This is a genomic window from Neisseria subflava (assembly GCF_003044645.1).
GTDB classification, from domain to species: domain Bacteria; phylum Pseudomonadota; class Gammaproteobacteria; order Burkholderiales; family Neisseriaceae; genus Neisseria; species Neisseria subflava_B.
The window spans coordinates 106,688-131,230 of the sequence record NZ_POXL01000009.1 but is presented as its reverse complement, the minus strand read 5'-3'; the positions used below and the strand labels follow the sequence as shown (position 1 = coordinate 131,230).

Genomic DNA, 24,543 nt, shown 5'->3' with positions numbered 1-24,543 from the left:
GGTGGCGGGGAGTTTTAAGACGGCGATGGCGTTGCTCAAGCCTGTGATTACGATTTTGTTGGCGATGCCGCCGATTATTTGGGTGGTGATGGCTCTGTTTTGGTTCGGTTTCGGCAATCCGAGCGTGTTGTTTACCATTATTGTGTTGGTTGCGCCGCTGACGTTTGCGAGCGCGGCGGTCGGGATGGCGAGTGTGAACAAGCAGCATGAGGAGTTGTTTGACGCTTATAAATTAGGCCGTCTGAAAAAAATCCGTTATCTGTATATCCCTCATCTGACGGGCTATGTGATTTCCAGCATCGGCGTGGCGGTGGCGATGGGGGTGAAGGTGGTGATTATGGCGGAACTCTTAGGCGCGAGTGAAGGCGTGGGCGCGCGGATTGCGGACGCAAGAGCGATGCTGGAGACTTCGACGGTGATGGCTTATGTGGTGCTGGTTATCGTGTTTGTGTCGCTGTTTGAATACCTGATTACCAAGCCTTTGGAAATTTTGTTTATGCCGTGGAGGAGATGATGCTCAGCCTTGAAAACGTGCGTTTTGAAATTCTCCGCGACCCCATCGTGCGCGATTTCAGTTTGAACCTGCAACATGGCGAAGTGAAGGCTTTGTTCGGGCCGAGCGGCTGCGGCAAGACGACGGTTTTGCGGCTGATTGCGGGCTTGGAAACGCCGAAATCGGGCACAATACGCAATACTTTCCGCAAAACGGGTTTTCTGTTTCAGGAAAACCGCCTGCTGGAAAACCTGACCGCGATGCAGAATATCGCGATTTTTATGGACAAACCCGATGAAGGCGAAATCATCGTGCTGGCGGCAAAAGTCGGGCTGACTGCGGGCGATTTGAACAAATATCCGACCGAATTGTCCGGAGGCATGGCGAAACGGGTGGCGTTTTTACGCCTGCTGCTGTGCGGCTGCGACCTTGCCTTGCTGGACGAGCCGTTTGTCGGTTTGGACCGTGATTTGCGCGATATTTTGGTCGCCATGCTGGTGGAAAAAATCGAGCGGCAGGGCATGGCGTGTATACTGGTAACGCACGACCGCTTCGAAGCCGCACGCCTGAGCCATGAAATCATGCTGCTTTCCACTAAGGGCATGAACGTGCAAAACGTGATTACCCTGCCTACGCCGCTGTCCGAACGCGATTCGGCTTTTGAAGAAGCCGTGGTGGCAAGAGAGTTTCAGGGGATTCATTATTATGAGTGATAGGAATTTAAATTTCTGACAAACCTTGCGGTTCGTTGCCCTCTCCCTAACCCTCTCCCACGGGGAAAGGGGATCAGATTTCTCAAAGTCAGAGAGCCGTAGAATTGGGAATCAGATGTCAGGTAAACCTGAAAATGTTCAGGCTCGACAGCCCAATTCCCTCTCCCCGTGGGAGAGGGAATTGGGAGAGGGTAAGCAAGCCGCAGGCTTGCCTCTTTAGCGAAAGATACGAATCTGTTATCCGAACGCGATTCGGTTTTTGAAAAAGCCGTGGTGCCAAGGGGGCAGAGGATTCATTATGAGGTGCTTTATGTTTTCGACTGTGATTACTGCTGCTGTTTTATATATTGCTACAGCAGTAGATTTGTTGGTAATACTATTAATATTTTTTGCTAGAGCAAATACTAGAAAAGAATATCGAGATATTTATATCGGACAATATTTAGGTTCTGTAATTTTAATATTAGTTAGTTTATTTCTAGCTTTTGTTTTGAATTATGTTCCGGAAAAATGGGTGTTGGGTTTATTAGGTTTAATACCGATTTACTTAGGTATTAAAGTTGCTATTTACGACGATTGTGAGGGTGAAAAAAGAGCTAAAAAAGAATTGGATGAAAAAGGGTTGTCAAAATTAGTCGGTATTGTTGCTTTGGTTACAGTTGCTAGTTGTGGTGCAGATAATATTGGACTTTTTGTTCCTTACTTTGTGACTTTAGATCTTGTCGACTTATTAGTTACTCTTCTTGTATTTTTAATATTGATTTTTGTTTTAGTATATACAGCACAAAGATTGGCTAATATTTCAGGTGTTGGTGAAATTGTAGAGAAGTTTAGTCGTTGGATAATGGCTGTTATTTATATTGGTTTAGGATTATTTATTATTATTGAAAATAATACAATTCAAACAATAATATCAATAATATGAATGATACGGGCATTTGAGTATCTGACAAACCTTGCGGCTTGCCTCTTTGGCAAAAGATACAGCCCTGTCCGCCCAATAAATCCATATCCGAAAGTATCTTCATGCAGAATCAAGCCAAGCCATGAATAAATTTTTCACCCACCCTATGCGGCCGTTTTTCGTCGGTGCGGCGGTGCTTGCCATACTCGGCGCGTTGGTGTTTTTCATCAGCCCCGGCGCCATCGTCCTGCACCGCCAAATCTTCTTAGAACTCATGCTGCCTGCGGCATACGGTGGCTTCCTGACTGCCGCCATGCTCGAATGGACGGGCTATCAAGGCCGTCTGAAACCTGTCGCTACTTTAATGGCGGCATTACTGCTCGCCGCATCCACCATACTGCCCTTTTCGCCGCAAACTGCCTCGTTTTTCGTCGCCGCCTATTGGCTGGTGTTGCTGCTGTTCTGCGCCTGGCTGATTTGGCTCGACCGCAACACTGACAACTTCGCTCTGTTGATGCTGCTTGCCGCGTTCACCGTTTTTCAGACGGCCTATGCCGTAAGCGGTGATTTGAACTTACTGCGCGCGCAAGTGCATCTGAACATGGCGGCGGTGATGTTCGTATCCATCCGCGTCAGCGTCCTTCTGGGTGCGGAAGCTCTTAAAGAATGTCGTCTGAAAGACCCTGTTTTTATTCCAAATATCGTTTATAAAAACATCGCCATTACTTTCCTGCTGCTGCACGCCGCCGCCGAACTTTGGCTGCCCGCGCAAACCGCCGGTTTTACCGCGCTTGCCGTCGGCTTTATCTTGCTTGCCAAACTGCGTGAGCTTCACCATCACGAACTCCTGCGCAAACACTACGTCCGCACCTATTACCTGCTCCAACTTTTTGCCGCCGCAGGTTATCTGTGGACAGGCGCGGCGAAACTGCAAAACCTGCCTTCCTCCGCCCCTCTGCACCTGATTACCCTCGGCGGCATGATGGGCGGCGTGATGATGGTGTGGCTGACCGCCGGATTATGGCACAGCGGTTTTACCAAACTCGACTACCCAAAACTCTGCCGCATTGCCGTTCCCCTGCTCTTTATGGCCGCCGTCTCGCGCGCTTTCTTGATGAACGTAAACCTGATATTTTTCATTACCGTCCCTGCGATTCTGACCATCGCCGTATTCGTACTCTATCTTTTCATATTTGTACCGATATTTCAGGAAAATGCGTTTACGGATGATCCGGAATAAACAAAAGGCCGTCTGAAAATTTCAGACGGCCTTAGCTTTAAATAAATGCTTTATTTGTTGGCATTCAAATAAAGATTAATCAGACGTGTAGTCGAGCTGTCGTGTTTTTGCACTTCAGTCTCGCCGTTCAATTCGGCAAGAATGGTTTTGGCCAATTGTTTGCCGAGCTCTACGCCCCATTGGTCAAAGCTGTTGATGCCCCAAATAATGCCTTGGACGAAGGTTTTGTGTTCGTACATGGCAATCAGGCTGCCCATATTTCGCGGGTTGATTTTGTCCATGAGGATGAGGTTGGTCGGGCGGTTGCCTGAGAAGGTTTTGTGCGGAACCAGCTCTTCGATGCGCTCTGCTTCCATGCCTTGGGCTTTGAGTTCGGAGCGGACTTCGTCTGGGGTTTTGCCGCGCATAAAGGCTTCGGCTTGGGCAAAAACGTTGGCCAACAGGATTTCGTGATGGCCTTGCAAATTGCTGCGTTTTTCAAGGGAGGCAATCAGGTCAATCGGCGTGATGTGTGTACCTTGGTGCAACAGTTGGAAGAATGCGTGCTGGCCGTTGATACCGGTTTCGCCCCAAATAATCGGGGAAGTTTCGTAGCCGACCGGTTTGCCGTCAAGGGTAACTTGTTTGCCGTTGCTCTCCATGTCGAGCTGCTGGATGAATTTGGGCAGGCGGTGGAGATGTTGGTCGTAAGGGGCGATGACGTGGCTGCCGCCGCCGTAGTAGTTGATGTACCAGATGCCGATGAGGGCGAGGATGACGGGCATGTTGCGCTCTAGCGGCGTGTTGATGAAGTGTTGGTCCATCAGGTGCGCGCCGTTGAGCATTTCGATGAAGTTCTCTTCGCCGAGATACAGCATAATCGGCAGGCCGATGGCCGACCAGAGGCTGTATCGTCCGCCGACCCAGTCCCAAAATTCAAACATATTGGCAGTATCGATACCGAATTCAGCAACGGCTTTTTGGTTGGTCGATACGGCAACGAAGTGTTTGGCCACGGCGCTTTCATCACCCGCATGATCCAAGAACCATTTACGCGCGGTCAGGGCGTTGGTCAGGGTTTCTTGGGTGGTGAAGGTTTTGGAGGCGATGATGAAGAGGGTGGTCTCGGGGTGGACTTTGGACAATACGTCGCGCAGTTGGGAGCCGTCCACGTTGGAGACGAAGTGCATGTTCAAACGCGGATGGCCGAATTGTTTGAGCGCGGTACACATCATCAGCGGACCGAGGTCGGAGCCGCCGATACCGATGTTGACGACGTCGGTGATAACTTGGTTGGTATAGCCCAACCAGCTGCCGCTGCGGACTTCATGCGCGAACTCGCCCATGCGTTGCAGGACATGGTTGACTTTAGGCATCACATCCTCACCATCCACAACAATGGGGGCATTGGTGCGGTTGCGCAGGGCAACGTGGAGTACGGCGCGGTTTTCTGTCGTATTGATTTTTTCGCCGTGGAACATTTGCTGCATCCGCTCCGGCACGCCTGCTTCACGCGCCAACTCGAACAAAAGCGACATGGTTTCGTCGTTGATACGGTTTTTAGAATAATCCAAAGTCAGGCCGCCAACCTGCAGCCAGTAGCGCTCGGCACGTTCGGGATCTTGCTCGAACATTTCGCGCATGTGTTGTTCTTTGGTTTCGTCAAAATGTATCCATAATTTTGACCAAGCTGGTAAATCGTGAAGGTGTTTCATCGGATGCTCTCCTGGATAGTGGACAGTTTTGTTGAGAAAACGGCCGTGAGGTCGTCTGAAACGGGAACGGGGTGGTTTCCGTTTTTTGAGGTTTCAGACGGCCTTGATATGGAACGAGGTCGTCTGAAAATGTCAGTGAAGAATCAATCTTTATCGTATTCGATGTGCTTGTTATGTATGCTTTTTTTACTTTTTTGCAGTTGCGTGCTGGCAGTGTCGCCCAAACGCAAGGCCAAACCGATGGCAAGAATGTCGATAACGGCCAACTGCAGAAGGCGGGACACCATAGGCGTATAAAGCTCGGCATTTTCCTGAGTGGCAATGCTCAATACGCAGTCGGCCATTTGAGCCAACGGCGAATCATTGCGAGTCAGCGCGATAACGGCTGCGCCGTTTTCTTTGGCGATACTGGCCGCATCCAACAATTCGATAGATGAGCCGGTATTGGAAATCGCCACCAACACATCCTGCTCAGTCAATACGGAAGCCGCCATCAGCTGGGTATGCGTATCGACATAGGCAACGGTGGACATACCGAAGCGGAAGAATTTGTGTTGCGCATCTTGGGCAACGATGCCGGAGTTGCCGACACCATAAAACTCAACGCGTCGCGCGTGCATCAGAATGGCAATCGCGTTTTCAAGCTCGGATTCTTTCAGGAAGCGGCGCTCGCCCAAAAGGGAGGCTGCGGCATTGCCCAATACTTTTTCGACCACGCTGCCCATGTTGTCATCGGCGTTTAATTCTTCATGAACGTAAGGCATGCCTTCGTGGCCGATGCTGGCAGACAAAGCGAGTTTGAACTCAGGCAAGCCTTTGTAACCCAAGCTGCGGCAGAAACGGATTACAGTCGGCTGACTGACGGACGCACGCTCGGCGATTTCCGCCACAGCGGCATGAACGAACCATTTCGGCTCGGCCAGCGCAGATTCGGCAACTTTGCGTTCCGCACCGGAGAGATTGGACAATGATTCGCTGATTTTGCTTAACATATACTCTACCCTTTGATTCTTTGACGTTCAGGACAAGGCACATTTTCGCACCCTGCCCTGCACCGCCGTTTGTGTGTTTAAACGTTATTTAAATGATTGTCTAATGCGACCGCCGCACCGACGATGCCCGGAAACTCGCTCAATACGACATACACGGGAATGGCGGCAAGATAAGCCTCAAAGCGGCCTTTATTTTCAAAGCGGCTGCGGAACGGGGATGTTTTAAAGTAATCCAACACGCGCGGGATAATCCCGCCGCACAAATACACGCCGCCGCGCGCACCCAATGACAAAGCCAAATTGGAAGCAACCGTACCCAGCATGGCGCAGAAAATATCCAAAGTCTGACGGCAAATCGGCGATGTTCCGCTCAATGTCTTATCGGTGATTTCAGAAGGCTTCAGACGGCATTGTTTGATGTTGTCGCGTTTGGCCAATGCTTCGTAAATCAGGCTCAAACCTGCGCCGCTCAAGAAACGCTCGGCAGAAACATGGCCGTATTTGTTTTTAGCGTATTGCCAAATCAATACTTCCATATCGTCAAACGGCGGGAAGCTGGTATGGCCGCCCTCGCCTGCCAACGCCACCCAGCCGGCAGCGCTGTGCACCAAACCGCTGACACCCAAACCGGTACCCGGACCGATAACGGCTTTAGGCGCAAATTCGATGGGTTTTTGACCGCCGATTTGTACCAGGTCTTTCTTATCGGTTTTTGTTACCGCCAAAGCCTGGGCGGTAAAGTCGTTCAACAGAATCAACGTTTCAAAACCCAAAGCCTGGCGAGTGGTTTCGATGGAGAATGCCCAGTGGTGGTTGGTCATCTGCACCCAGTCGCCCAAAATCGGATTGGCAATCGCAAAGGCGGCGTGCAAGACTTTCGGACTGCCTGCGCGTTCCAAATAAGTTTTAGCGGCATCGACAATGGTGTCGTAATCCTGGCAAGGTAAGACTTCAGCCTTTTCAATGACCTGTGGTGCAGTTTCAAGTGCAAAACGGGCATTCGTACCGCCGATATCGGCAACCAAACGAGGATAAGCTTCAGTGTGCATAGTAGACATGGCAGTTAATTCCTTGGTGATTGAGAATCAGACTGGTCGGATATTCGGTATCGGCCCTTGCAGCAGCTTTGTCGAATACCGCTTTTTTCTCTGCGCCTTGAATGGCCAAAAATACATTCGGCGTTTTGGCAATCGCACCCAAAGTCATGCTCACACGCTCATGCGGCGCGGTAACCGGCGTAGTATGAATCAATGTCGGGTCATCAGCTTCATTGATTGCGGCCTGTAATTGAGGCGCTTGAGGGAACAACGACGCTGTATGCCCGTCTCCTCCCATGCCCAACACCAGCACGTCAGGTTGCTTGTAATGTTTCAATGCATAAGCAACGACAACTTCAGGTTGTAATTCAGTTTCAGACTTTCCGTCTTCAACAACAGGAATCCATGTGGCAACGGCCGCGTTATTTTTGAGCAGATATTCACGTACCAAGCCTGTATTGCTGTCGGCATGCGTGGTCGGGACAATACGCTCGTCCACCAAAGTAATGCCGACATTTTGCCAATTTAAATCTTTTTGCGACAAAGCCTCGAAAAACGCAATCGGCGAACGACCGCCGGAAACAGCCAAAACCGCATGGCCTTTCTCATTCAACGCGGTTTGTAATGCAGCGGCAACGGCATCAGCGAGAGCCTGCGCGGCAGTTGCAGCGTTTTCTTGTTCGTGCCAAACAAACATGTTTCGTCCTTTCATGGTTTCAGACGGCCTTTTGTTGGAAAACAAGGCCGTCTGAAAGAAATATTATTGCTCTTCGTGCCACTTGTTGCCGTCACGCGCCAATAGCGCGCGCGCAGCTTCAGGACCCCAAGAATGGGCTTCGTAAGCATGCGGAGGCGTTGTATTGTTCGCCCAGTTTTCCAGGATAGGCATCACATATTCCCAAGCAGCTTCGAGTTCGTCGCGGCGGTTGAACAAAGCGAGTTTGCCGTTAATCACATCCAGCAGCAGGCGCTCATAAGCCTCAGCGCGGCGGCCCTCTACTGCTGTGCCCAAGTCCACGCCAATCGGTGTCACTTCGACTTTGTTGCCTGCACCCGGGGTTTTTACTTGAGTGTAAAGGCGGACGGATTCGGTCGGTTGTAGTTCAATAACCAAACGATTCGGCGCAGGTTGGCTGTTGTCAAAAATATGGTTTTGCAGCGGATGGAAGTTCAACACGATTTCCGCCACTTTTCCTGCCATGCGTTTGCCGGTACGTAGGTAGAAAGGTACGCCTTTCCAACGCTCGTTTTCAATTTCGGCTTTGATGGCAACATAGGTTTCAGTGAAGCTGTCTTTCGGTACATCGACTTCTTCCAGATAGCCGTTCATGCCGTTTGCTGCAACATATTGGCCGCGAATAACATTTTCGTTGACGGATTCGATGGTCAGCGGTTTCAGAGATTTGATGACTTTCACTTTCTCGTCGCGTACGGCATCGGCATCCAAGCTCGCCGGTGCTTCCATCGCAGTCATACAAAGCATTTGCATCAAGTGGTTTTGTACCATATCGCGTAACGCGCCGGTAATGTCGTAAAACTCGCCGCGTTCTTCCACGCCCAACTGCTCGGCGATGGTCAGCTGTACACTTTCAATATATTTGTTGTTCCACAAAGGCTCGAACATCACATTGGCAAAACGCAAGGCCAGCAGGTTTTGCAGGCTTTCTTTACCCAAATAATGGTCGATACGGTAGATTTGCTCTTCTTTGAAATAACGGGCCACATCTGTATTGATTTGCTGGGAAGAAGCCAAGTTCGTACCCAACGGTTTTTCCAAAACTACGCGCACGTTATCGGCATTCAAACCGATTTCGGCAAGGTTTTCACAGGCTTGCGCAAAGAATTTCGGCGCAGTTGAGAGGTAGATCACGACATTCTCAGTATTCTTGCGCGCTTTTACCAAGTCGCCCAAAGCAATGAAGTCGTCTTTCTTTGTCACATCGACTTTCAAATACTCAAGACGTTGGATAAACGATGCCCACGCTTCTTCTGAGAAGTTTTGTTTGACATGGATTTTAGAATTCGTTTCCACTTTGGCCAAAAAGCCGGCGGTATCCAATTCGCTACGGCTTACGCCCAAAATACGACCTTCGGGATGAAGCAAACCGGCTACATGCGCCTGATACAGGCAAGGCAAAAGTTTACGCATTGCCAAATCGCCGGTCGCGCCAAACAACACCAAATCAAAATTTGTCTGTGTACTCATCGTTTCATCTCTCGTTGAGGAAGCTTGCTTCAAAACTTTTGGACTGTCGTCACCCATAAAAATCGATTAAAATCAAAAGCCTTTAAGCAATAAGCAGTAAAAAACCAATCGCCTGCACCAAAATTTCAAACAAGCGGGCTAATGAGTAGTAATACTACACATGGCTACAGATTTTGTCCATTCTCATTTTTACAAATTGTTTGATTTAACATAAAAGTTTGATGACTTTTGCAGCCCATCGTTTTACGAATTGACCATACCTCGATTTAAATCAAATTTCTTCCACTTAACGAATTATTTTGTAACAAAATTACAGAATTTGTACTATAATACACAGACGCTTCGAAGAGAAATCTTCAACATTTCAGACGGCACTCATTATTTATTCCCACAGCTCCAGGCCGTCTGAAAAAAACACCCAATACAAAAATCAGAAACGCGCAAACAAAATCCCTATCATATCGTTTTGCCAGGAGACAGCACATGAACCCCACTCCTATTCACCCGAAACTCGCCGAGATTACCGAGCGCATCATCGAGCGCAGCCGCCCGACGCGTGAAAAATATCTGGCGAAAATCCGCAGCGCCAAACAGATGGGACGCTTAGAGCGCAACCAACTCGGCTGCAGCAATTTGGCGCACGGCTATGCCGCCATGCCTAAGAGTATCAAAATCGAAATGCTTCAGGAAACCGTCCCCAACTTAGGCATCATCACTGCCTACAATGACATGGTTTCCGCACACCAGCCGTTTAAAGACTTCCCTGACCAAATCAAAGACGAAGCACAGAAAAACGGCGCGACCGCCCAAGTCGCCGGCGGCACACCCGCCATGTGCGACGGCATCACGCAAGGTTATGCCGGTATGGAATTGTCGCTGTTTTCCCGCGACGTGATTGCCATGAGTACCGCCATCGGTCTGTCGCATCAAATGTTTGACGGCGGCCTGTTTATGGGCGTATGTGACAAAATCGTACCGGGCTTGATGATCGGCGCTTTGTCTTTCGGCCATATTCCGGGCATCTTCGTTCCGGCAGGCCCGATGTCCAGCGGTATCGGCAATAAAGAAAAAGCCCGTACCCGCCAGCTTTTCGCCGAAGGCAAAGTCGGCCGCGATGCCTTGCTTGAAAGCGAAATGGGTTCTTACCACAGCCCGGGTACTTGTACCTTCTACGGTACTGCCAACTCCAACCAAATGATGATGGAAATGATGGGCGTGCACCTGCCTGCCGCCGCCTTTGTCCACCCATACACCGACCTGCGCGAAGCCCTGACCCGCTACGCTGCCGGACACCTCGCTCGCGGCATTAAAAACGGTACCATCAAACCATTGGGCGAAATGTTGACCGAAAAATCCTTCATCAACGCCCTAATCGGCCTGATGGCAACCGGCGGCTCGACCAACCACACCATGCACCTCGTTGCCATGGCGCGTGCCGCAGGCGTGATTTTGAACTGGGACGACTTCGACGAAATTTCCTCCATCATCCCATTGCTGATCCGTGTGTATCCAAACGGCAAAGCCGACGTGAACCACTTTACCGCGGCAGGCGGCCTACCTTTCGTTATCCGCGAATTGCTGGACGCAGGCCTGTTGCACGACGATGTCGATACCGTTGTCGGACACGGTATGCGCCACTACACTAAAGAGCCTTTCCTCATCGACGGCAAACTTGAATGGCGCGAAGCCCCCGAAACCAGCGGCAACGACGACATCCTGCGCAAAGCCGACAATCCGTTCTCCCCAGACGGCGGTCTGCGCCTGATGAAAGGCAACATCGGACGAGGCGTGATTAAAGTGTCCGCCGTGCGCGAAGGCTGCCGTATTATCGAAGCGCCCGCCATCGTGTTCAACGACCAGCGCGAAGTATTGGCCGCATTTGAACGCGGCGAGTTGGAACGCGATTTCGTCTGCGTCGTCCGCTACCAAGGCCCGCGCGCCAACGGTATGCCCGAATTGCACAAACTGACTCCGCCTTTGGGCATCCTGCAAGACCGCGGCTTTAAAGTGGCGCTGCTGACCGACGGCCGTATGTCCGGCGCGTCCGGCAAAGTTCCAGCCTCCATCCACATGACGCCTGAAGCCCTGATGGGCGGCAACATCGCCAAAATCCGTACCGGCGACTTGATCCGCTTCGACTCCGTTACCGGCGAACTCAACGTCCTGATCAACGAAGCCGAATGGAACGCCCGCGAAGTCGAACGTATCGACTTGAGCGCCAACCAACAAGGTTGCGGCCGCGAACTCTTCGCCAACTTCCGCAGCATGACCAGCAGCGCAGAAACCGGCGCCATGAGCTTCGGCGGTGAATTTGCCTAAACCCTTTTCAGACGGCCTTTTAAAACAAACAGGCCGTCTGAAACCATGTTAACGAACCTATTACGATACAGTCCCAAACGGAGACCTAAAATGTCTAAACTGACCCCTCGTGAAATTCTGACTGCCGGCGCAGTTGTGCCGGTAATGGCGATTGACGACTTGAGTACTGCCGTCGATTTGTCCCACGCCCTTGTCGAAGGCGGCATTCCCACCCTCGAAATCACCCTGCGCACCCCTGTCGGCCTCGACGCCATCCGTCTGATTGCCAAAGAAGTGCCCAACGCCATCGTCGGCGCAGGTACGGTAACCAATCCCGAGCAGCTCAAAGCCGTCGAAGACGCAGGTGCGGTTTTCGCCATCAGCCCAGGTTTGCACGAATCCCTCGCCAAAGCCAGCCACGACAGCGGCATCCCCCTGATTCCCGGCGTTGCCACTCCGGGCGAAGTCCAACTGGCTTTGGAACACGGCATCGACACACTCAAACTCTTTCCTGCCGAAGTCGTTGGCGGCAAAGCCATGCTCAAAGCCCTGTACGGCCCTTACGCCGATGTTCGCTTCTGCCCGACCGGCGGCATCAGCCTGGCAACTGCACCCGAGTACTTGGCACTGCCTAATGTTTTGTGCGTCGGCGGCTCATGGCTGACCCCAAAAGAAGCCATCAAAAACAAAGACTGGGATACCATCACCCGTCTGGCTCGCGAAGCTGCCGCTTTGAAACCAAAAGCCTAATCAGGTTATAGGTTAAAAAAGAAAAGGCCGTCTGAATATGATTTCAGACGGCCTTTTTATATCAATTAAGCCAACACTTTCCGTGCTGCTTCCACACCCCAATACAAAGCCTCTTCAAATACCGAATAGCCGCTTAAGTCACTGTGTGCAAACAATAATCCAGTATTTCGATTTCTGATTTTTAATAAAGCCTCATCGCTTAAATAGCCGGGTTTCGGCACGCTCATGCCATGCCCGCGGACGGTAATGTCAACATGGGAAACATGCCGCCAAAAGCCTTCGCCGTAAACGGTAAGCAGATCTTGTGCGGCAAGCCGGAGCAGCTCTTCGTCGCTTGCTTCAAGCAATTTGCGGCGGACGGCTTGCGGCGTATCGTGGTTGAGCGCGGCGTAGGCGGTAAAAATCGTGCGTTCGGGACGGGCAACCCGGATAAGCTGGTTGGTCGCAACAACATAACCCAGCCCTTGGCTGCCGTAAACCACATTGTCCCACGCAAGTTCGCTGTTGTTTTTTTCTTTCGGGAAACTGTGCAGTTCAAAATTAGAAACCAGCCATGGTGCGTATTCGGGAATGTCCAGACCAAATTGTTCTGGAGATTCAATAATACGGGCGGCAACCATCAGCGGCATGGCGGAGATAAGGTGTTGCGCGGTGACGGCAACGGTTTCTCCTTTTGCATTATCACGCAGCCACACTTCAATCCGGCCGTCTGAAAGCGGTTTGATTTTGACGGCGGAAGCATTAACCGAAGCGGGTTTCTCCAAATAGATACGATTTTCAGACGGCCATTGCCAGCCTTCCTGCAAACCGGCATGACGGCGCAGGTTTTCAGAAAGATGTGCCAACCCTTCAGACCAAGTGAGGACGGTTTCCGCGCTGTTGCGGGCGGCAAAATAATGCAGTCCGGCAAAGGCAGACACTTGCCCGATGCCCTGTCCGTAATCGTCGCGGCAACAATAATCGAGATACCACAAAAGCTCAGACGAGTTATAACCTTCCTGCTCAAGCCATTGTTTGAACGTCAAGCTATCAAGTTTGCGCCATGTTTCATCTACCGATGACAACGCAATCGGAATGGCAAAAATTTTCTTACCGTCATTGCCGTAAGCCTGTTTCAGACGGCCGATTAAATCAAAAAACCTTTTGGAATCCGCATCTTCTTTCGGCAATAAATGTTCCACCCATTTATCCTGATATAAGAGGCGCGACTCGGGCGCATAGACCAAATCGGTTTCCCTAAAGCTGCCGTCCGACTGCAAAATACCGAAATCCGCCAACATCTCGCGCACATACACGCTTTCTTTCGACGGCAAAGCCAAATAATGCGCACCGCTCGGCGCTTTCATGCCGTCTGAAGACGTATAGGCAGCATTGTTGCCATTGCGTTCAAATCCTTCTGCCAACAATACATCGCGGTGATTATGCTTCGCCAAATACCACAACGCCCCCAAACCCGCCGCACCGCCGCCAAGTATCAACGTATTGCATTCATAACGACGAGTCGGCACTTGCAACAATTCCCCGTCGCGCAACAAATGCCCCAACGGCAAGCCGACACGGTTAATAGAAACCGGCGGTTTGCGGTTGAGGTATTGGTAAGTTTGCCAAGAAAAAGCAGAGGCAGCGCCAAGTGCGGCGGTATAGCTGAGAAATTGACGGCGGGTTAGCATGTTTTATAAAAAGGTCGTCTGAAAAAAAATGAGATAGCGGTTGCTTTAGTTTGAGTGCACCTCGTACTATTTATGTCCACCAGAATAACCACTGTAGCCGCTGCCCGAATAAGACGAATCACCTTCATCTACGCTAACATAGTTGAATAAGGTAGCAATAAAAATCATAAAGAAGAAGCCAAGTATCATAACACCCCTCTCTTCTTCGTAATCGTCGTCATTTTTAAATCTCTCCGCTATCCATATCCACACCAATGCAAACAAACTAACCCCAATGCCTTCAAAGCTCAACAAATCTGGAGACAACCACGCCGGAAGATTGATAACGATGAGAATCAACGTAGCAAAAGCACGGATTCTGTCATCACGATCTTCAGGACGCCTCTCTTCGTTTGTCAGCCATAAGCCAAACGCACCTACCGAATCACGCGGCAGGTCGAATGCCTTTCTCATTTGGCTGTAAGGAATAGGTTTGCTTCTGCTCCAAACCGTTTCATCCTTGCCCTGTTCGGCACACAATCTGGAATTGTCAGAATAATCTGTTGCTGAACGGTATTCGGTATAGTCAATCAAATCCCCGCTTTTGACACACCAATAAAACGCTCCCGCTGCTGTTTCAACCCGCCCGCCGTAACGATCAACCACCTCCTCATCGATAGGGTTGCCGTTGACATCAAACTCCGGCCATGCTTGCAAAGTTTCCGAAAACCGCCAGCTATTTCCCGATTCTACCAACCAAGCAAAGCCCTGCTGTGTATTGTAAAGCAGGTATTCCGTCCACTTCCCAAACCGCTCTTCCTTGACAACATAGTTACGGGTAATACTGCCGAAAGGGATTTCGGCATATTGTACGGCGCCAATCACCCGATATTCCGTATCGTTCAGACGGCCTATCGTGCCAATATCCAGCGTAAACAGGTTTTGCTGTGCCTGCCGTGCCGTATTTTCTTTCATCAATTCGACAGTATCTTTCGTCGTATTCAGACTGCTGCCGCAAGAGGAACAAAGAAAAAAAGAAGTTACGCCACTTGGCCAATGAACCGATGCACCACAATTAGGGCAGGCTTCGGCGTGAATTTCTCCTTTCAGACGACCTGCACTTGCCTGGATCTCATCATCGCTGCGTAAGTTTTCCAGATTCAGGCTATTCAAACTGACAACGCGGCCAAGATAAATGGTGAGTGGCGATACTGTAAAATCTATGGTCAGAAACAGCTTGCCACAACGAAAATCACAAACCTTACCTGTCGCCTTTTTTGCGGTCAGGTTAAACGGTAACTCTCCTTGTGCATCAGTATTGCAGTAATGGATGGTGCGTGCGTCTGAAACGACAAAAGTTTTACCGTCCAACTCGAAAGAGCTCTGCCCAAGGCGAACTGACTCAAAAGTTGTCGGCAACCCTTTTGCCTTGCCTGAAGCCTCACAGGTCATAGCATATAAATCACCAACTTCAGACAACCAACCGGTCAGACCATCATCGAACAAAGCATACCATTCGTTCCATACGCCGACATCGTAATGCACCTGCAATCTTCCGATCAACGTAAAATTCCGATGCGCAAAAACACCCCTCGTGCCGATTTGCAACGGACTGAAATCCTCCAAGAGCGCAGAATCCCGCTCCGAATATGAGACAATGCTCCCGCTTTTTTTCTTTCCTTTTCTAACTACCAGCATACTGTGACAATGGCCACACACCAGCGTCACGGCAGTAGCGGAATATGCCTCCACAGGCGCACCACAGCTTGGGCAATCGGTTTTAAAAAAAGGCGTTTTTTCCATATAACGTCAATATTTCAGTTTAATCAGCACAAGGTTTAAGGCCGTCTGAAAACGGATTGAATATGCTTTCAGACGGCCTGTCTTTTAATAAAGAATAAGTTAAATCTTTTTTCTTGATTGTTCTGCCATATGATGAACTTTGTTTTCTTTAACTAAAGCCAAGTTTACTAATCGGCAAAAAATTGTACATCTCTCTCTTTTACCCATCCGGTCGGGCAAACGCCTTTTGCGACAACAAGCAACTGACCTTCATCATCAACATGAGTGGAAAGACGACATTTTTTGCCTTTGGGCGGTTTGATCTTCCATTCAGTCGGGAAATCGGTAAGTTTGGTGCAGTTGTCAGGTAGGCCCATATCATGGCAACTGATTTGGTTTTCTTTGATTGCCAAAGGTACTTTTTTTACTTTTATCCAAGAGTATCCTTCTTCGGTATTTTTGCTGTCATTACCGACAACGCAAAGGTATTGCATATAGTGCAATTGAGCGATTGAAGATGCCTTATCGTCCGGTTGAGCTTGCAGGGATGCGCCTTGGTTATTACTGACATAAACTTGATTACGGCAATACTCGGTACGATCATGTGTTAATTTTTTTGCCTCGGCACTTTCCACTCCAAGCAAAAACAAACCTGCAAGCAAGTAAATAACCAATGGCAAACTTCTGTTTCTCTTCCAATCTTTTATTTTAAGCATTTTGTTTAAAAGCCTTTTTATACAAAATTTGTTATCTAATTTACTATCAGCCAATTTTTTTCAGACGGCCTGACAGATTTTATTGTTCAACCGATGGTTGTATATCGTCCAATATACTTTCGCCACGTTGTGCAACCGTCCAAACCGCCCTTTCCGCCGCCAATTCCCTGCACAACACTTCCTTCACTTTTTCCAATTTCATACCGCCGCAGATAAATGCATCTATAGCGGCGAAGCGGTGTTCAGGCCAAGTGTGGATGCTGATATGGGACTCGGCGAGCAGTAAAACGCCGGTTACGCCGCCTGCCCCGCCGAAGGTGTGGAAGTGTTCGGTCAATATTGTGGCCTCTGCGGCCTGTGCGGCAGCCACCAAAGCGGTTTTCAGACGGCCTTCATCTTTTAAGATGGCCTCATCGCAACCGTATAAGTCCAATAGGCCATGATTACCGGGCATGTGGGTCATTTATGGCCTCCGGAATAGCTACCGCTGGAAAAGCCACCGTAGCTTCCACCTGAATGAACTCGGCTGCTGTCATCATCCAAATCAGACAAATCTGCATAATTCATCATCGTAACAAAAACAATCAAAGCCATTGCACAAATAACATATCCCACTCGAGAGATACTCTGTTCGCCATTTTCATCTCTCTTCCGTCCAACTATAAAAAGAGCATAGACACCCCAACCGATAAGAAATATATCGAACAGTATATCGAAGCCATTCATAAACAATGACGGAATATTGACGATAACCAAAATAGCAATCATCAGAAGTCGTAATTTTTCATCGATATCATCCGCACTCATTTTCACGGTATAAGATGATATTTTATTGGTCAGATTAAACGCGTCTGCAATCTCCCGATAAGCAATTGGGGCACTTCTAGTCCATGCCATTTCGTGACTGTTTAGTTCGGAGCCAATCTTACGGCTTTGTCCGTCTCGGTAATCGCTGTAATAGTTCAAATCACCGCTTCGGACACGCCAATAAAACGCTCCGCTGGCAATCCTGACCCGTCCGCCATAGTCATAAAGTTTGCCATAGCCTTGCGGTTGGCGGTTGCGGTCGAGGCGCGGCCAATCGTTCAAGGTTTCGGAAATATTCCAACCTTCATCAGCTTCAACCAGCCATAAGAAACCCTGAGTTGGGTTGTAAAGCAGATACTCTGTCCACTGCCCTTCCGGTGCCAATGTATGTTTGGCTCCTTTGAACAAGTTATCAAATGTTTCCTGCGCATCTGTTTCTAAATATCGGATTGCGCCGATAACATGAAATTCTTTATTTTTCAGACGGCCTGTCGAGCCGACAGGCAAAGTAAACATCGTATTTTGCGACAAACGCAGATTATTGGCGGTAATAAGTTCCGCTTTATCCTTGCCGACTGCCAATTCGCTGCCACAACTTTGACAGTTCAGATGGGAAGTCAGCCCGTTTACCCAATGAATGGACGAGCCGCAGTTAGGACAGTTTTCTGAAGTAATACTGCCTTTCAGACGGCCTGCGCTTTCTTTAATTTCATCTTCGTGGCGCGTGTTTTCCAGCTTCAAATCATCTAGGTTTACCATCCGTCCGAAGAAGGCTTCAGGTGTTTCGCTGCTGTAATCAAGCGTGATGAAAAGGTTTTCGCAACGCCAGTCGGAAACCCGATTTTCTGCATCCTCTTTCAAAACAACCGGCAACTCACCCTGCGCGGCCGCATGTTTCAAGCTGATGTTGCGGACATCGGAGGCAATATAGCGTTTATCTTGAAAAATCAGCTCGCTAAACCCGGCTCGCGTGTCTTCAAATCTCGGCGGATTATCGATTTCGACCGGCATGGTCATCACATACAAATCGCCCGCCTCAGAAAGCCAACCGGCCCTGCCGTCGTCAAACAGCGCATACCATTCGTTCCACGCGCCATCGTCGTATTGCACCTGAAGCCGTCCGACCAAGGTAAAGCGTTGTGCGACAAATGTACCGCTGGTTCCGATTTGCAGCGGACTAAAATCTTCCAGCAACGCGGAATCGCGGCCGGAGTCGACAACGCCGTTATCTTGCCGCACCAGCATGCTGTTGCAATAGCCGCACACCAGCGTCACGGCGGAAGCAGAATGCGCTTCGACAGGTGCGCCGCAACTTGGGCAGTCGGTTTTGAAGAAAGGAGTTTGAGACATGGTTTGCTTTTTCAGGATGAGTTGGGATGTTTCAGACGGCCTTAACGTTTTTGAAGTCGGACAGGCTTAATCAAATCATTCGAAAGGCCGTCTGAAAACTTTTTCACTTCACAGAAGCAGCTCAACGCTTCTTTTGAATGATATTTTTCAGACGGCCTTCAATTGATCAACCAATCAGCTGTTTCAACACTTCAGCCTTGGCTTTGTCAAAATCTTCTTGCGAAATCAAACGGCCATCGAGCAAAGACTTGAGTTTTAACAATTTCGCCTGCGGATCTTCGGCAACCGGCTGAACATTTTGCTGAGCCTGTTGCGCATTCGGCTGCATCATGCCAGACATGGCACCCGCCATCGCCTGACCAATACCGGCACCCACGCCCAAACCTGCACCGATTCCGGCAAGTCCGCCTTCATTTTGTGCCGCAAGCGGGATGGATTCGGCGGTTTGATATTGGGTGTAGCGTCCCAAATCGCCGATAACTCCCATCGAAATTTTCTTATCCAGCGCAGCCTGGATAGAAGCAGGCAAGGAAATGCTTTCAACCGTAAAGTTTTCCAGCGCCAAACCCAGCTTGGCAAATTCCGCACCGAGCAATTCGCCAATTTTTTGCGACAACAAAACTTGGTTCGCAGCCATATCCAAAAACGGAATACCGGAGCTGCCAAACGCAGCCGCCAATTGGGTGACTGCAATATTGCGCAGCTGGTTTTCCAAATCTACGCCGCTGTATTGTGCCGCCACACCGCTGACTTCTTTGAAGAATTTTGCCGGATCGCTGATGCGGTAAGAATACATACCGAACGAACGCAGTTGCACCGCGCCAAACTCGGCATCGCGTACGGTAACAGGTTGGGACGTCCCCCATTTTCGTGCGAGCTGTTGTTTGGTATTGAAAAAGTAAACATCCGATTTAAACGGAGACTCAAAAAGCTTGTCCCAGTTTTTCAAGTTAGTCAGCACTGGCAGCGTTTGCGTATTGAGCGTGTAACGCCCCGGACCAAACACGTCGGCGGTTACACCTTCATCGACAAACATCGCCATCTGCGCCTCACGCACAGTCAGGCTCGCACCGTTTTGGATCTCCTCATCGGCAATCGGGAAACGCCACATCAGCAGACTGTCGTCAGGATTCGGCCATTGAATAACGTCGATAAACTGTTTCTTGATAAAGTTGAACATCGCAATTCCTTATTTGAAGAAGAAGGGATAACTTATGGGCTGTCAGGTCAATTTGCCTAGTCGGTTATATCGCTTATTTTATATAAATAAAATGTCATATGATATAAACATTCAAAATGTCTTTATACCTGGAAATAGAGTGAGTGACTGTATCTATTTTTAGTGTTCAACCCACTATCCGACCCAGGAACATTAACATATCATTAAACCTCATGCAGACTCTCTTTTACACTATTTTTCTGCTTTTACCTGCTCTATATCATAAAAAAGACAAATACAGGTAGAAAATCATTAAACACCATACCAAGCGTTCACTACACCTGTTAATATTTACCAAATCCTAGAAATTCATCATGCTGTATTGTCAAATTATCACATTGGCTTTCATAAAGTAAAAGGAATTTATATGAAAAATTCTGCTCATTTCTGTTTTGCAGTGTTAGCACTCTCTGCTGCCGTAAGTACACAGGCTGCCCGCCCTGTTGAATTTACCGTTGGCAGCGAATATTACAATGAGACATATCGCGAATACGAAAAAGATGGTAGTCGCTTAATGCAGCAAAAAGGCAACTTATGGTCTATTAATGCCGGCGTAAAATACCGTTTCAACGATCGCCATGCGGCAAAATTAGAAGGCCGTTATTCGCGCGGCAAAACAGATTACACAGGAAGCGTACAATATATAACTGAGGATTATATCGACGATTCAGCAAGTTATGGCTCAGCCACACTCAAAAATGCACCACGCCGCGCATACGATATCCGTGCTTTATACGAATACACACTCCCGATTAACGATCGCCTTAGCATTACTGCCGGAGCCGGCTTGGGACACCGTGTTCTGAGAGACTTAAGCAGCCGCATTGATCCTAATGATTATGACCGCAAAAACCGAACCACATATGCACAAATCATTACCGGAGTAAATATCGCCCTTCCTGCAAACTTTGAGATATCTCCCCGCATTGCCTACAATCGTGCCGTGAAAGGCCGCCAATATTCTTACGAACCCGACCAAGTAGAAACCCGAATGAAACAAGGCGGCGGACAAGGTATTGAGGTTGAAGTGCCTATATCTAAAAAATTCGCGAACGGTTCCAAAATCAGCCTCACCCCATTCTATCGAGGCTGGAAAGTTAAAGAATCGAACCTTACCGTTACGGAAGAGTATGACTCATATGGATTGGGATCTATAGAACCTAAAAACCACACCCACGAAACGGGCGTAAGATTGCAATACTCTTTCTAATTTGACGAATTTAAGTAGTTAAAACGTTTCAGACGGCCTTGTATATAACAGGCCGTCTGAATTTTTTGATACTTTCAAAATTTCACTATAACGCCAATACCATCAGACATAAGACATTATCAGTCAAAAAATCTACCGATAATTTCTCCAGGCAGGAGTTAGGATCCGCACATCTTTTGCTATCCAACCGACCATCAAAATCAAGTCAAGCAAGCCGCATTCAAAATACCGATCGAGATGGACACTGCGCCAAACAACGCGCCGACGGCGACATTGTTGCCGATAAGTTCTGCGGTAGCGCCTTTAATCATCATGGTGGCGGCGAAATAGACAAAAATCTGAATTACGGCTGCGGCAAGGGCCCACAAGATAAAATCGATGAAGCTGACGCTGTGGGCAATACTTGAAGCCAGTGTCAGACAAAAACCGACCAAAGCGCCGCCAAACGACAAGGCGCAGGCAAGGTTGCCGTTTTTAATCAGGCGCAATTCTTCAACGGGTGTAATCCGCAGATATACGGCAGCAAAAACAACGGTCATGGCGATACCTGCCAACATGTATTGCAGGTAGAGCAGATATTGGGACAGAGAAATACTCACGATAAGATTCCTTGGTTTGCAATAAAGTGATTATGCCATATTTTTGAAGATAAACCCTTCGGGAAATATGGCATTTTTAGAAGCGCTTCAGGCCGTCTGAAACGGTCTGTTTTTTAATTCATGTTTTATTGTGATAATTGTTGACGATTTTTGTATGTTTATGTAACTATTGCGCACCGCTATTTATTAGAGCAAAGAGGAGAATTATGAGCATACTCGCCGTCATCCGCCCTAAAGAGCCTTTGCGCCATCTGCGCTGGTTTGACATGCTGATTGTGACCGCTATCCTGTTCGGTCAATTTGCCTACCGTTCTACCCAACTTTATATTGCCAGCCTGATGCCGAAAGTAGAAACAGCCGCTGTTGCCGAAGAAGTGCGCGATACTGCGGTAACCGGCGTGGCTTATTCTGAAAACATGAGCCTGCAGTTGACGCTGCTTGCTATTGCTCTGATCTACCTCATTATCCGCCGTTTCGACTTTAAGCAGTTGCCAATTCGCTTTAATTTAGGCGTATTGTTTTGGACGCCTGTGATTTTTATCCTGATGGGTCTAACCGCCGATGCGGTAACTTCGTTAAGCGGCGGCTACAATTACTTCACCACTGAAATCTTCCAATACATCAAACCATTATCCATCTTCGATAAATTCGCCGCCCTTGCGCCGATGGCCATCCTCTACGGCCTTTTAAACGGCTTTTATGAGGAATTCTGTTTCCTCGGTCTTTTAACCTGCGTGGAAGACAAATACAAATGGCAGGCATTGGCCTATTCGACCTTGGTGCGCATCTCCTTCCATACTTATCAAGGTATGCTTTGGGCGACCGTTATCGGTGTTGTTTTCGGCTTGATGTACTACTTCTTCTACAAATACAAAGTTAAAAACCTGCTGCCGTTTTTCCTGATTCACGCCTTGGCAGATATATTCGGCTCCGGCTTCATCTATTTGATTTGCGCTTAATGCCAACGGTTGACTGAATAAACAAGGCCGTCTGAAACATCATCTTCAGACGGCCTTTTATCCTCTATCGGTTTACTTAATCAAAGTAATTGCTACATCGGCATCTTCGGTTGCAACTGCCTCAATCACTGCATCGCCGCCAAACCGCAAAACCGAGCCTGCGCCGACAGTATGTTTTTCAGTCTGATTCAACGTCACGTCAAAGCTTCCTTTTCCAACGGCAAAAATCAGCGTTTTAAAACCCGGATGATCGTGCGGCTTAATCTGCTCCCCTTTCTTCATGTCCTTCTTAACGACCATGTAATTTTCGCCGCTGAAAATCTTACCGTTTTCGGAAGAAACTTCTCCCAAAGGTGCGGCAGAAACGGCAACGGAAAACAAAGCGGACAGCAATACGGCAGAAATATTGGAAACTTTCATGACAAGCCTTTCTTGAAAATAGGGCTTCCATTCTATAAAAAACCACTTTATTATTCAATAATAATTCTTATTTCTAATAAAAAGGCCGTCTGAAACCCAACGATATTTTTCAGACGGCCTGATTGACCTGTATAATATTTTCTTATTAATAAAATCGCTTTACACACCCATCAAATGGAAACCGTCAGAAAAGATCCGCTCGGCTCGGCATGGATGGTTATTGCCGCGCTCGGCTTTACCGTCATGAACCTCTCCATCAAAGCCGCCTCAACGCAATTCGGCTTTTCCAGCGGCGAGCTGGTCTTTTGGCGCATGCTGGTCTCCACCCTGTTCTTAGGCATCATGGCCAAAGCGCAAGGCAACACGTTTTCCACGCCGCATTGGAAAACCCATCTCAACCGTAGCGTCATCGGCACGCTTGCCATGATGTGCACGTTTTATTCCGTCATGCACCTGCCGCTAGCAACAGGTGTCACGCTCAACTACACGTCCTCCATCTGGCTTGCCATTTTTTCATTTTTCATTTTAAAAGAAAGAATTACGCTTTATACTCAAGCCATCTTGGTCATGGGCTTTATCGGCGTTATCCTGTTGCTCAACCCATCTTTTCAAGGCGGACAGGAATTTGCCGCGCTGGTCAGTTTGGCAGGCGGCGCCATGTCAGGCTGGGCGTATTTGCAGGTGCGCGAACTCTCGCTTTTGGGCGAACCGGGCTGGCGCGTGGTGTTTTATTTGTCGCTTACCGGCCTGATTATGGGCGCAGTCTGGAGCACCATCACAGGCTGGCATCCGCTGACCGTGTCTTCCCTGCCCTATCTGGCCGGCATCGGCATCTCTGCCATGATTGCACAATTGGCCATGACCCGCGCCTACAAGGTCGGCAAGAAATTTACCGTTGCCTCGCTTTCCTACCTGACCGTCGTTTTCTCCGCCCTATCCGGCGTACTGCTTTTCGGCGATAAAATCACTTGGCAGGAAGCTGTCGGCATGGTTATCATTGTTGCAGGCGGCGTGTTCAGCAGTTTTACTCCGGCCTCAATCAAAAAATTTCTGATGAAGCAATAATTTAACAAGGAGAACACCATGATTTCCATCCGCGAACAATCTTACGGCTTAAACGTAGCGCTGTACAACGAGTTCACTTTGGATGATTTCCGCCAATTGGAAGAAGCCTTGTTGGCCGCGAAGCAAAAAATCCATCTGCCCGACATCCTGCTGGATTTGTCCATGCTGAAAGACTTCACCATCGATATGGCTGTCGAGCAAATCAAATTCCTCAACCAACATGAAACCGACTTCGGCCGCGTTGCCGTCATTACCGACGACATTTGGATCAAACTCGGCGCGCGCCTTTCCAGCCTCTTGACCAACCAACATCCCAAATATTTCAGCGACGCCACCGAAGCACAGGCTTGGTTGTTGGCAAGCAATTTGAAATAAAGATAAAGCCGTCTGAACGCATTATCTGAGCAAATATAAAACCGCTTAGACTCAAACAACGGCAT

At 48.8% G+C, this 24,543-nt stretch carries 23 protein-coding genes; 10 read left to right on the top strand and 13 right to left on the bottom strand.

Annotated features, from left to right (window positions below; all coding sequences use genetic code 11):
• The 4 genes from DBY97_RS10480 to DBY97_RS10465 form a co-directional block, all read left to right on the top strand.
• Positions 1–514 (top strand): ABC transporter permease (locus DBY97_RS10480; RefSeq protein ID WP_159069492.1); only part of this gene is annotated, 514 nt, incomplete at its 5' end.
• Positions 514–1,206 (top strand): ATP-binding cassette domain-containing protein, encoded by a 693-nt coding sequence (locus DBY97_RS10475; protein ID WP_199900765.1) that lies wholly within the window; start codon positions 514–516, stop codon positions 1,204–1,206. The genes DBY97_RS10480 and DBY97_RS10475, both read left to right, overlap by 1 nt.
• Before the next feature lie 310 nt (positions 1,207–1,516).
• Positions 1,517–2,131, top strand: a complete 615-nt coding sequence (locus tag DBY97_RS10470; RefSeq protein WP_003766668.1) for a CadD family cadmium resistance transporter — start codon at positions 1,517–1,519, stop codon at positions 2,129–2,131.
• A 121-nt stretch (positions 2,132–2,252) separates the two neighbouring features.
• Positions 2,253–3,350, top strand: a complete 1,098-nt coding sequence (locus DBY97_RS10465) for an NnrS family protein (RefSeq protein WP_107858282.1) — start codon at positions 2,253–2,255, stop codon at positions 3,348–3,350.
• Between the two features lie 50 nt (positions 3,351–3,400).
• Here the strand turns inward: DBY97_RS10465 and pgi are convergent, their stop codons facing one another.
• From pgi to zwf, 5 genes are all read right to left on the bottom strand, one after another.
• Complete coding sequence (gene pgi / locus DBY97_RS10460; protein ID WP_107858281.1) at positions 3,401–5,044, bottom strand: glucose-6-phosphate isomerase; 1,644 nt, start codon at positions 5,042–5,044, stop codon at positions 3,401–3,403.
• 143 nt (positions 5,045–5,187) lie between these two features.
• A complete protein-coding gene (hexR, locus tag DBY97_RS10455) occupies positions 5,188–6,036 on the bottom strand; it encodes a DNA-binding transcriptional regulator HexR (RefSeq protein WP_004519348.1) in 849 nt (282 codons plus the stop codon).
• Positions 6,037–6,113: 77 nt separating this feature from the next.
• Positions 6,114–7,094, bottom strand: a complete 981-nt coding sequence (locus DBY97_RS10450) for a glucokinase (RefSeq protein WP_107858280.1) — start codon at positions 7,092–7,094, stop codon at positions 6,114–6,116.
• Positions 7,075–7,770: a 6-phosphogluconolactonase gene (gene pgl / locus DBY97_RS10445; RefSeq protein ID WP_107723588.1), complete on the bottom strand. Its 696-nt coding sequence runs from the start codon at positions 7,768–7,770 to the stop codon at positions 7,075–7,077. Before pgl ends, DBY97_RS10450 begins: the two co-directional genes overlap by 20 nt.
• Before the next feature lie 63 nt (positions 7,771–7,833).
• Entirely contained in the window at positions 7,834–9,279 is a 1,446-nt protein-coding gene (gene zwf / locus DBY97_RS10440; protein ID WP_107858289.1) for a glucose-6-phosphate dehydrogenase, read from the bottom strand.
• A 483-nt stretch (positions 9,280–9,762) separates the two neighbouring features.
• Between zwf and edd the strand changes: the two genes are divergently transcribed.
• Together edd and DBY97_RS10430 are read left to right on the top strand one after the other, a co-directional pair.
• Positions 9,763–11,598, top strand: coding sequence for a phosphogluconate dehydratase (gene edd, locus DBY97_RS10435; RefSeq protein WP_107858279.1), 1,836 nt, complete (start codon positions 9,763–9,765; stop codon positions 11,596–11,598).
• Positions 11,599–11,688: 90 nt separating this feature from the next.
• Positions 11,689–12,327, top strand: coding sequence for a bifunctional 4-hydroxy-2-oxoglutarate aldolase/2-dehydro-3-deoxy-phosphogluconate aldolase (locus DBY97_RS10430; RefSeq protein ID WP_107858278.1), 639 nt, complete (start codon positions 11,689–11,691; stop codon positions 12,325–12,327).
• A gap of 65 nt (positions 12,328–12,392) precedes the next feature.
• Here the strand turns inward: DBY97_RS10430 and DBY97_RS10425 are convergent, their stop codons facing one another.
• The 6 genes from DBY97_RS10425 to DBY97_RS10400 form a co-directional block, all read right to left on the bottom strand.
• Positions 12,393–13,997 carry an NAD(P)-binding protein gene (locus DBY97_RS10425; RefSeq protein WP_107858277.1) on the bottom strand — a complete coding sequence of 535 codons (1,605 nt, stop codon included), beginning with the start codon at positions 13,995–13,997 and terminating at the stop codon, positions 12,393–12,395.
• 66 nt (positions 13,998–14,063) lie between these two features.
• On the bottom strand, positions 14,064–15,779 hold the full coding sequence (locus tag DBY97_RS10420) for a DUF4178 domain-containing protein (protein ID WP_107858276.1): 1,716 nt from the start codon (positions 15,777–15,779) through the stop codon (positions 14,064–14,066).
• Between the two features lie 167 nt (positions 15,780–15,946).
• A complete protein-coding gene (locus tag DBY97_RS10415; RefSeq protein WP_234394555.1) occupies positions 15,947–16,528 on the bottom strand; it encodes a hypothetical protein in 582 nt (193 codons plus the stop codon).
• 25 nt (positions 16,529–16,553) lie between these two features.
• On the bottom strand, positions 16,554–16,937 hold the full coding sequence (speD, locus tag DBY97_RS10410; protein ID WP_107858274.1) for an adenosylmethionine decarboxylase: 384 nt from the start codon (positions 16,935–16,937) through the stop codon (positions 16,554–16,556).
• Complete coding sequence (locus DBY97_RS10405; RefSeq protein WP_107858273.1) at positions 16,934–18,631, bottom strand: DUF4178 domain-containing protein; 1,698 nt, start codon at positions 18,629–18,631, stop codon at positions 16,934–16,936. Before DBY97_RS10405 ends, speD begins: the two co-directional genes overlap by 4 nt.
• Before the next feature lie 166 nt (positions 18,632–18,797).
• Positions 18,798–19,811 carry an SPFH domain-containing protein gene (locus DBY97_RS10400; RefSeq protein ID WP_107858272.1) on the bottom strand — a complete coding sequence of 338 codons (1,014 nt, stop codon included), beginning with the start codon at positions 19,809–19,811 and terminating at the stop codon, positions 18,798–18,800.
• A 406-nt stretch (positions 19,812–20,217) separates the two neighbouring features.
• On the opposite strand from DBY97_RS10400, the gene DBY97_RS10395 reads away from it, so the two are divergent.
• Positions 20,218–21,060: an outer membrane beta-barrel protein gene (locus tag DBY97_RS10395; protein WP_107858271.1), complete on the top strand. Its 843-nt coding sequence runs from the start codon at positions 20,218–20,220 to the stop codon at positions 21,058–21,060.
• Positions 21,061–21,260: 200 nt separating this feature from the next.
• Here the strand turns inward: DBY97_RS10395 and DBY97_RS10390 are convergent, their stop codons facing one another.
• The gene (locus DBY97_RS10390) at positions 21,261–21,659 is read right to left on the bottom strand and encodes a DUF350 domain-containing protein (protein WP_039861961.1); all 399 of its coding nucleotides are present in this window, start codon (positions 21,657–21,659) and stop codon (positions 21,261–21,263) included.
• Between the two features lie 206 nt (positions 21,660–21,865).
• On the opposite strand from DBY97_RS10390, the gene DBY97_RS10385 reads away from it, so the two are divergent.
• On the top strand, positions 21,866–22,618 hold the full coding sequence (locus DBY97_RS10385) for a CPBP family glutamic-type intramembrane protease (RefSeq protein ID WP_107858270.1): 753 nt from the start codon (positions 21,866–21,868) through the stop codon (positions 22,616–22,618).
• A 72-nt stretch (positions 22,619–22,690) separates the two neighbouring features.
• Here DBY97_RS10385 and DBY97_RS10380 read toward each other — a convergent pair whose 3' ends face one another.
• Entirely contained in the window at positions 22,691–23,038 is a 348-nt protein-coding gene (locus tag DBY97_RS10380) for a hypothetical protein (RefSeq protein ID WP_003686176.1), read from the bottom strand.
• 174 nt (positions 23,039–23,212) lie between these two features.
• Between DBY97_RS10380 and DBY97_RS10375 the strand changes: the two genes are divergently transcribed.
• Both DBY97_RS10375 and DBY97_RS10370 read left to right on the top strand, forming a co-directional pair.
• Positions 23,213–24,103, top strand: a complete 891-nt coding sequence (locus DBY97_RS10375) for a DMT family transporter (protein WP_107858269.1) — start codon at positions 23,213–23,215, stop codon at positions 24,101–24,103.
• Positions 24,104–24,121: 18 nt separating this feature from the next.
• Entirely contained in the window at positions 24,122–24,478 is a 357-nt protein-coding gene (locus DBY97_RS10370; protein WP_003745709.1) for an STAS/SEC14 domain-containing protein, read from the top strand.
• Positions 24,479–24,543 lie beyond the last annotated feature (65 nt).

Excerpts from the sequence above, each read along its gene's own strand:
- DBY97_RS10395 (WP_107858271.1), top strand. The coding sequence starts at position 20,218 with ATGAAAAATTCTGCTCATTTCTGTTTTGCAGTGTTAGCACTCTCTGCT.
- DBY97_RS10470 (WP_003766668.1), top strand. The coding sequence starts at position 1,517 with ATGTTTTCGACTGTGATTACTGCTGCTGTTTTATATATTGCTACAGCA.
- pgi (WP_107858281.1), bottom strand. The coding sequence starts at position 5,044 with ATGAAACACCTTCACGATTTACCAGCTTGGTCAAAATTATGGATACAT.
- DBY97_RS10450 (WP_107858280.1), bottom strand. The coding sequence starts at position 7,094 with ATGTCTACTATGCACACTGAAGCTTATCCTCGTTTGGTTGCCGATATC.
- edd (WP_107858279.1), top strand. The coding sequence starts at position 9,763 with ATGAACCCCACTCCTATTCACCCGAAACTCGCCGAGATTACCGAGCGC.
- DBY97_RS10425 (WP_107858277.1), bottom strand. The coding sequence starts at position 13,997 with ATGCTAACCCGCCGTCAATTTCTCAGCTATACCGCCGCACTTGGCGCT.
- zwf (WP_107858289.1), bottom strand. The coding sequence starts at position 9,279 with ATGAGTACACAGACAAATTTTGATTTGGTGTTGTTTGGCGCGACCGGC.
- DBY97_RS10385 (WP_107858270.1), top strand. The coding sequence starts at position 21,866 with ATGAGCATACTCGCCGTCATCCGCCCTAAAGAGCCTTTGCGCCATCTG.
- DBY97_RS10465 (WP_107858282.1), top strand. The coding sequence starts at position 2,253 with ATGAATAAATTTTTCACCCACCCTATGCGGCCGTTTTTCGTCGGTGCG.
- pgl (WP_107723588.1), bottom strand. The coding sequence starts at position 7,770 with ATGTTTGTTTGGCACGAACAAGAAAACGCTGCAACTGCCGCGCAGGCT.
- DBY97_RS10475 (WP_199900765.1), top strand. The coding sequence starts at position 514 with ATGCTCAGCCTTGAAAACGTGCGTTTTGAAATTCTCCGCGACCCCATC.
- DBY97_RS10370 (WP_003745709.1), top strand. The coding sequence starts at position 24,122 with ATGATTTCCATCCGCGAACAATCTTACGGCTTAAACGTAGCGCTGTAC.
- DBY97_RS10405 (WP_107858273.1), bottom strand. The coding sequence starts at position 18,631 with ATGTCTCAAACTCCTTTCTTCAAAACCGACTGCCCAAGTTGCGGCGCA.
- hexR (WP_004519348.1), bottom strand. The coding sequence starts at position 6,036 with ATGTTAAGCAAAATCAGCGAATCATTGTCCAATCTCTCCGGTGCGGAA.
- DBY97_RS10380 (WP_003686176.1), bottom strand. The coding sequence starts at position 23,038 with ATGAAAGTTTCCAATATTTCTGCCGTATTGCTGTCCGCTTTGTTTTCC.
- DBY97_RS10375 (WP_107858269.1), top strand. The coding sequence starts at position 23,213 with ATGGAAACCGTCAGAAAAGATCCGCTCGGCTCGGCATGGATGGTTATT.
- DBY97_RS10400 (WP_107858272.1), bottom strand. The coding sequence starts at position 19,811 with ATGTTCAACTTTATCAAGAAACAGTTTATCGACGTTATTCAATGGCCG.
- speD (WP_107858274.1), bottom strand. The coding sequence starts at position 16,937 with ATGACCCACATGCCCGGTAATCATGGCCTATTGGACTTATACGGTTGC.
- DBY97_RS10430 (WP_107858278.1), top strand. The coding sequence starts at position 11,689 with ATGTCTAAACTGACCCCTCGTGAAATTCTGACTGCCGGCGCAGTTGTG.
- DBY97_RS10420 (WP_107858276.1), bottom strand. The coding sequence starts at position 15,779 with ATGGAAAAAACGCCTTTTTTTAAAACCGATTGCCCAAGCTGTGGTGCG.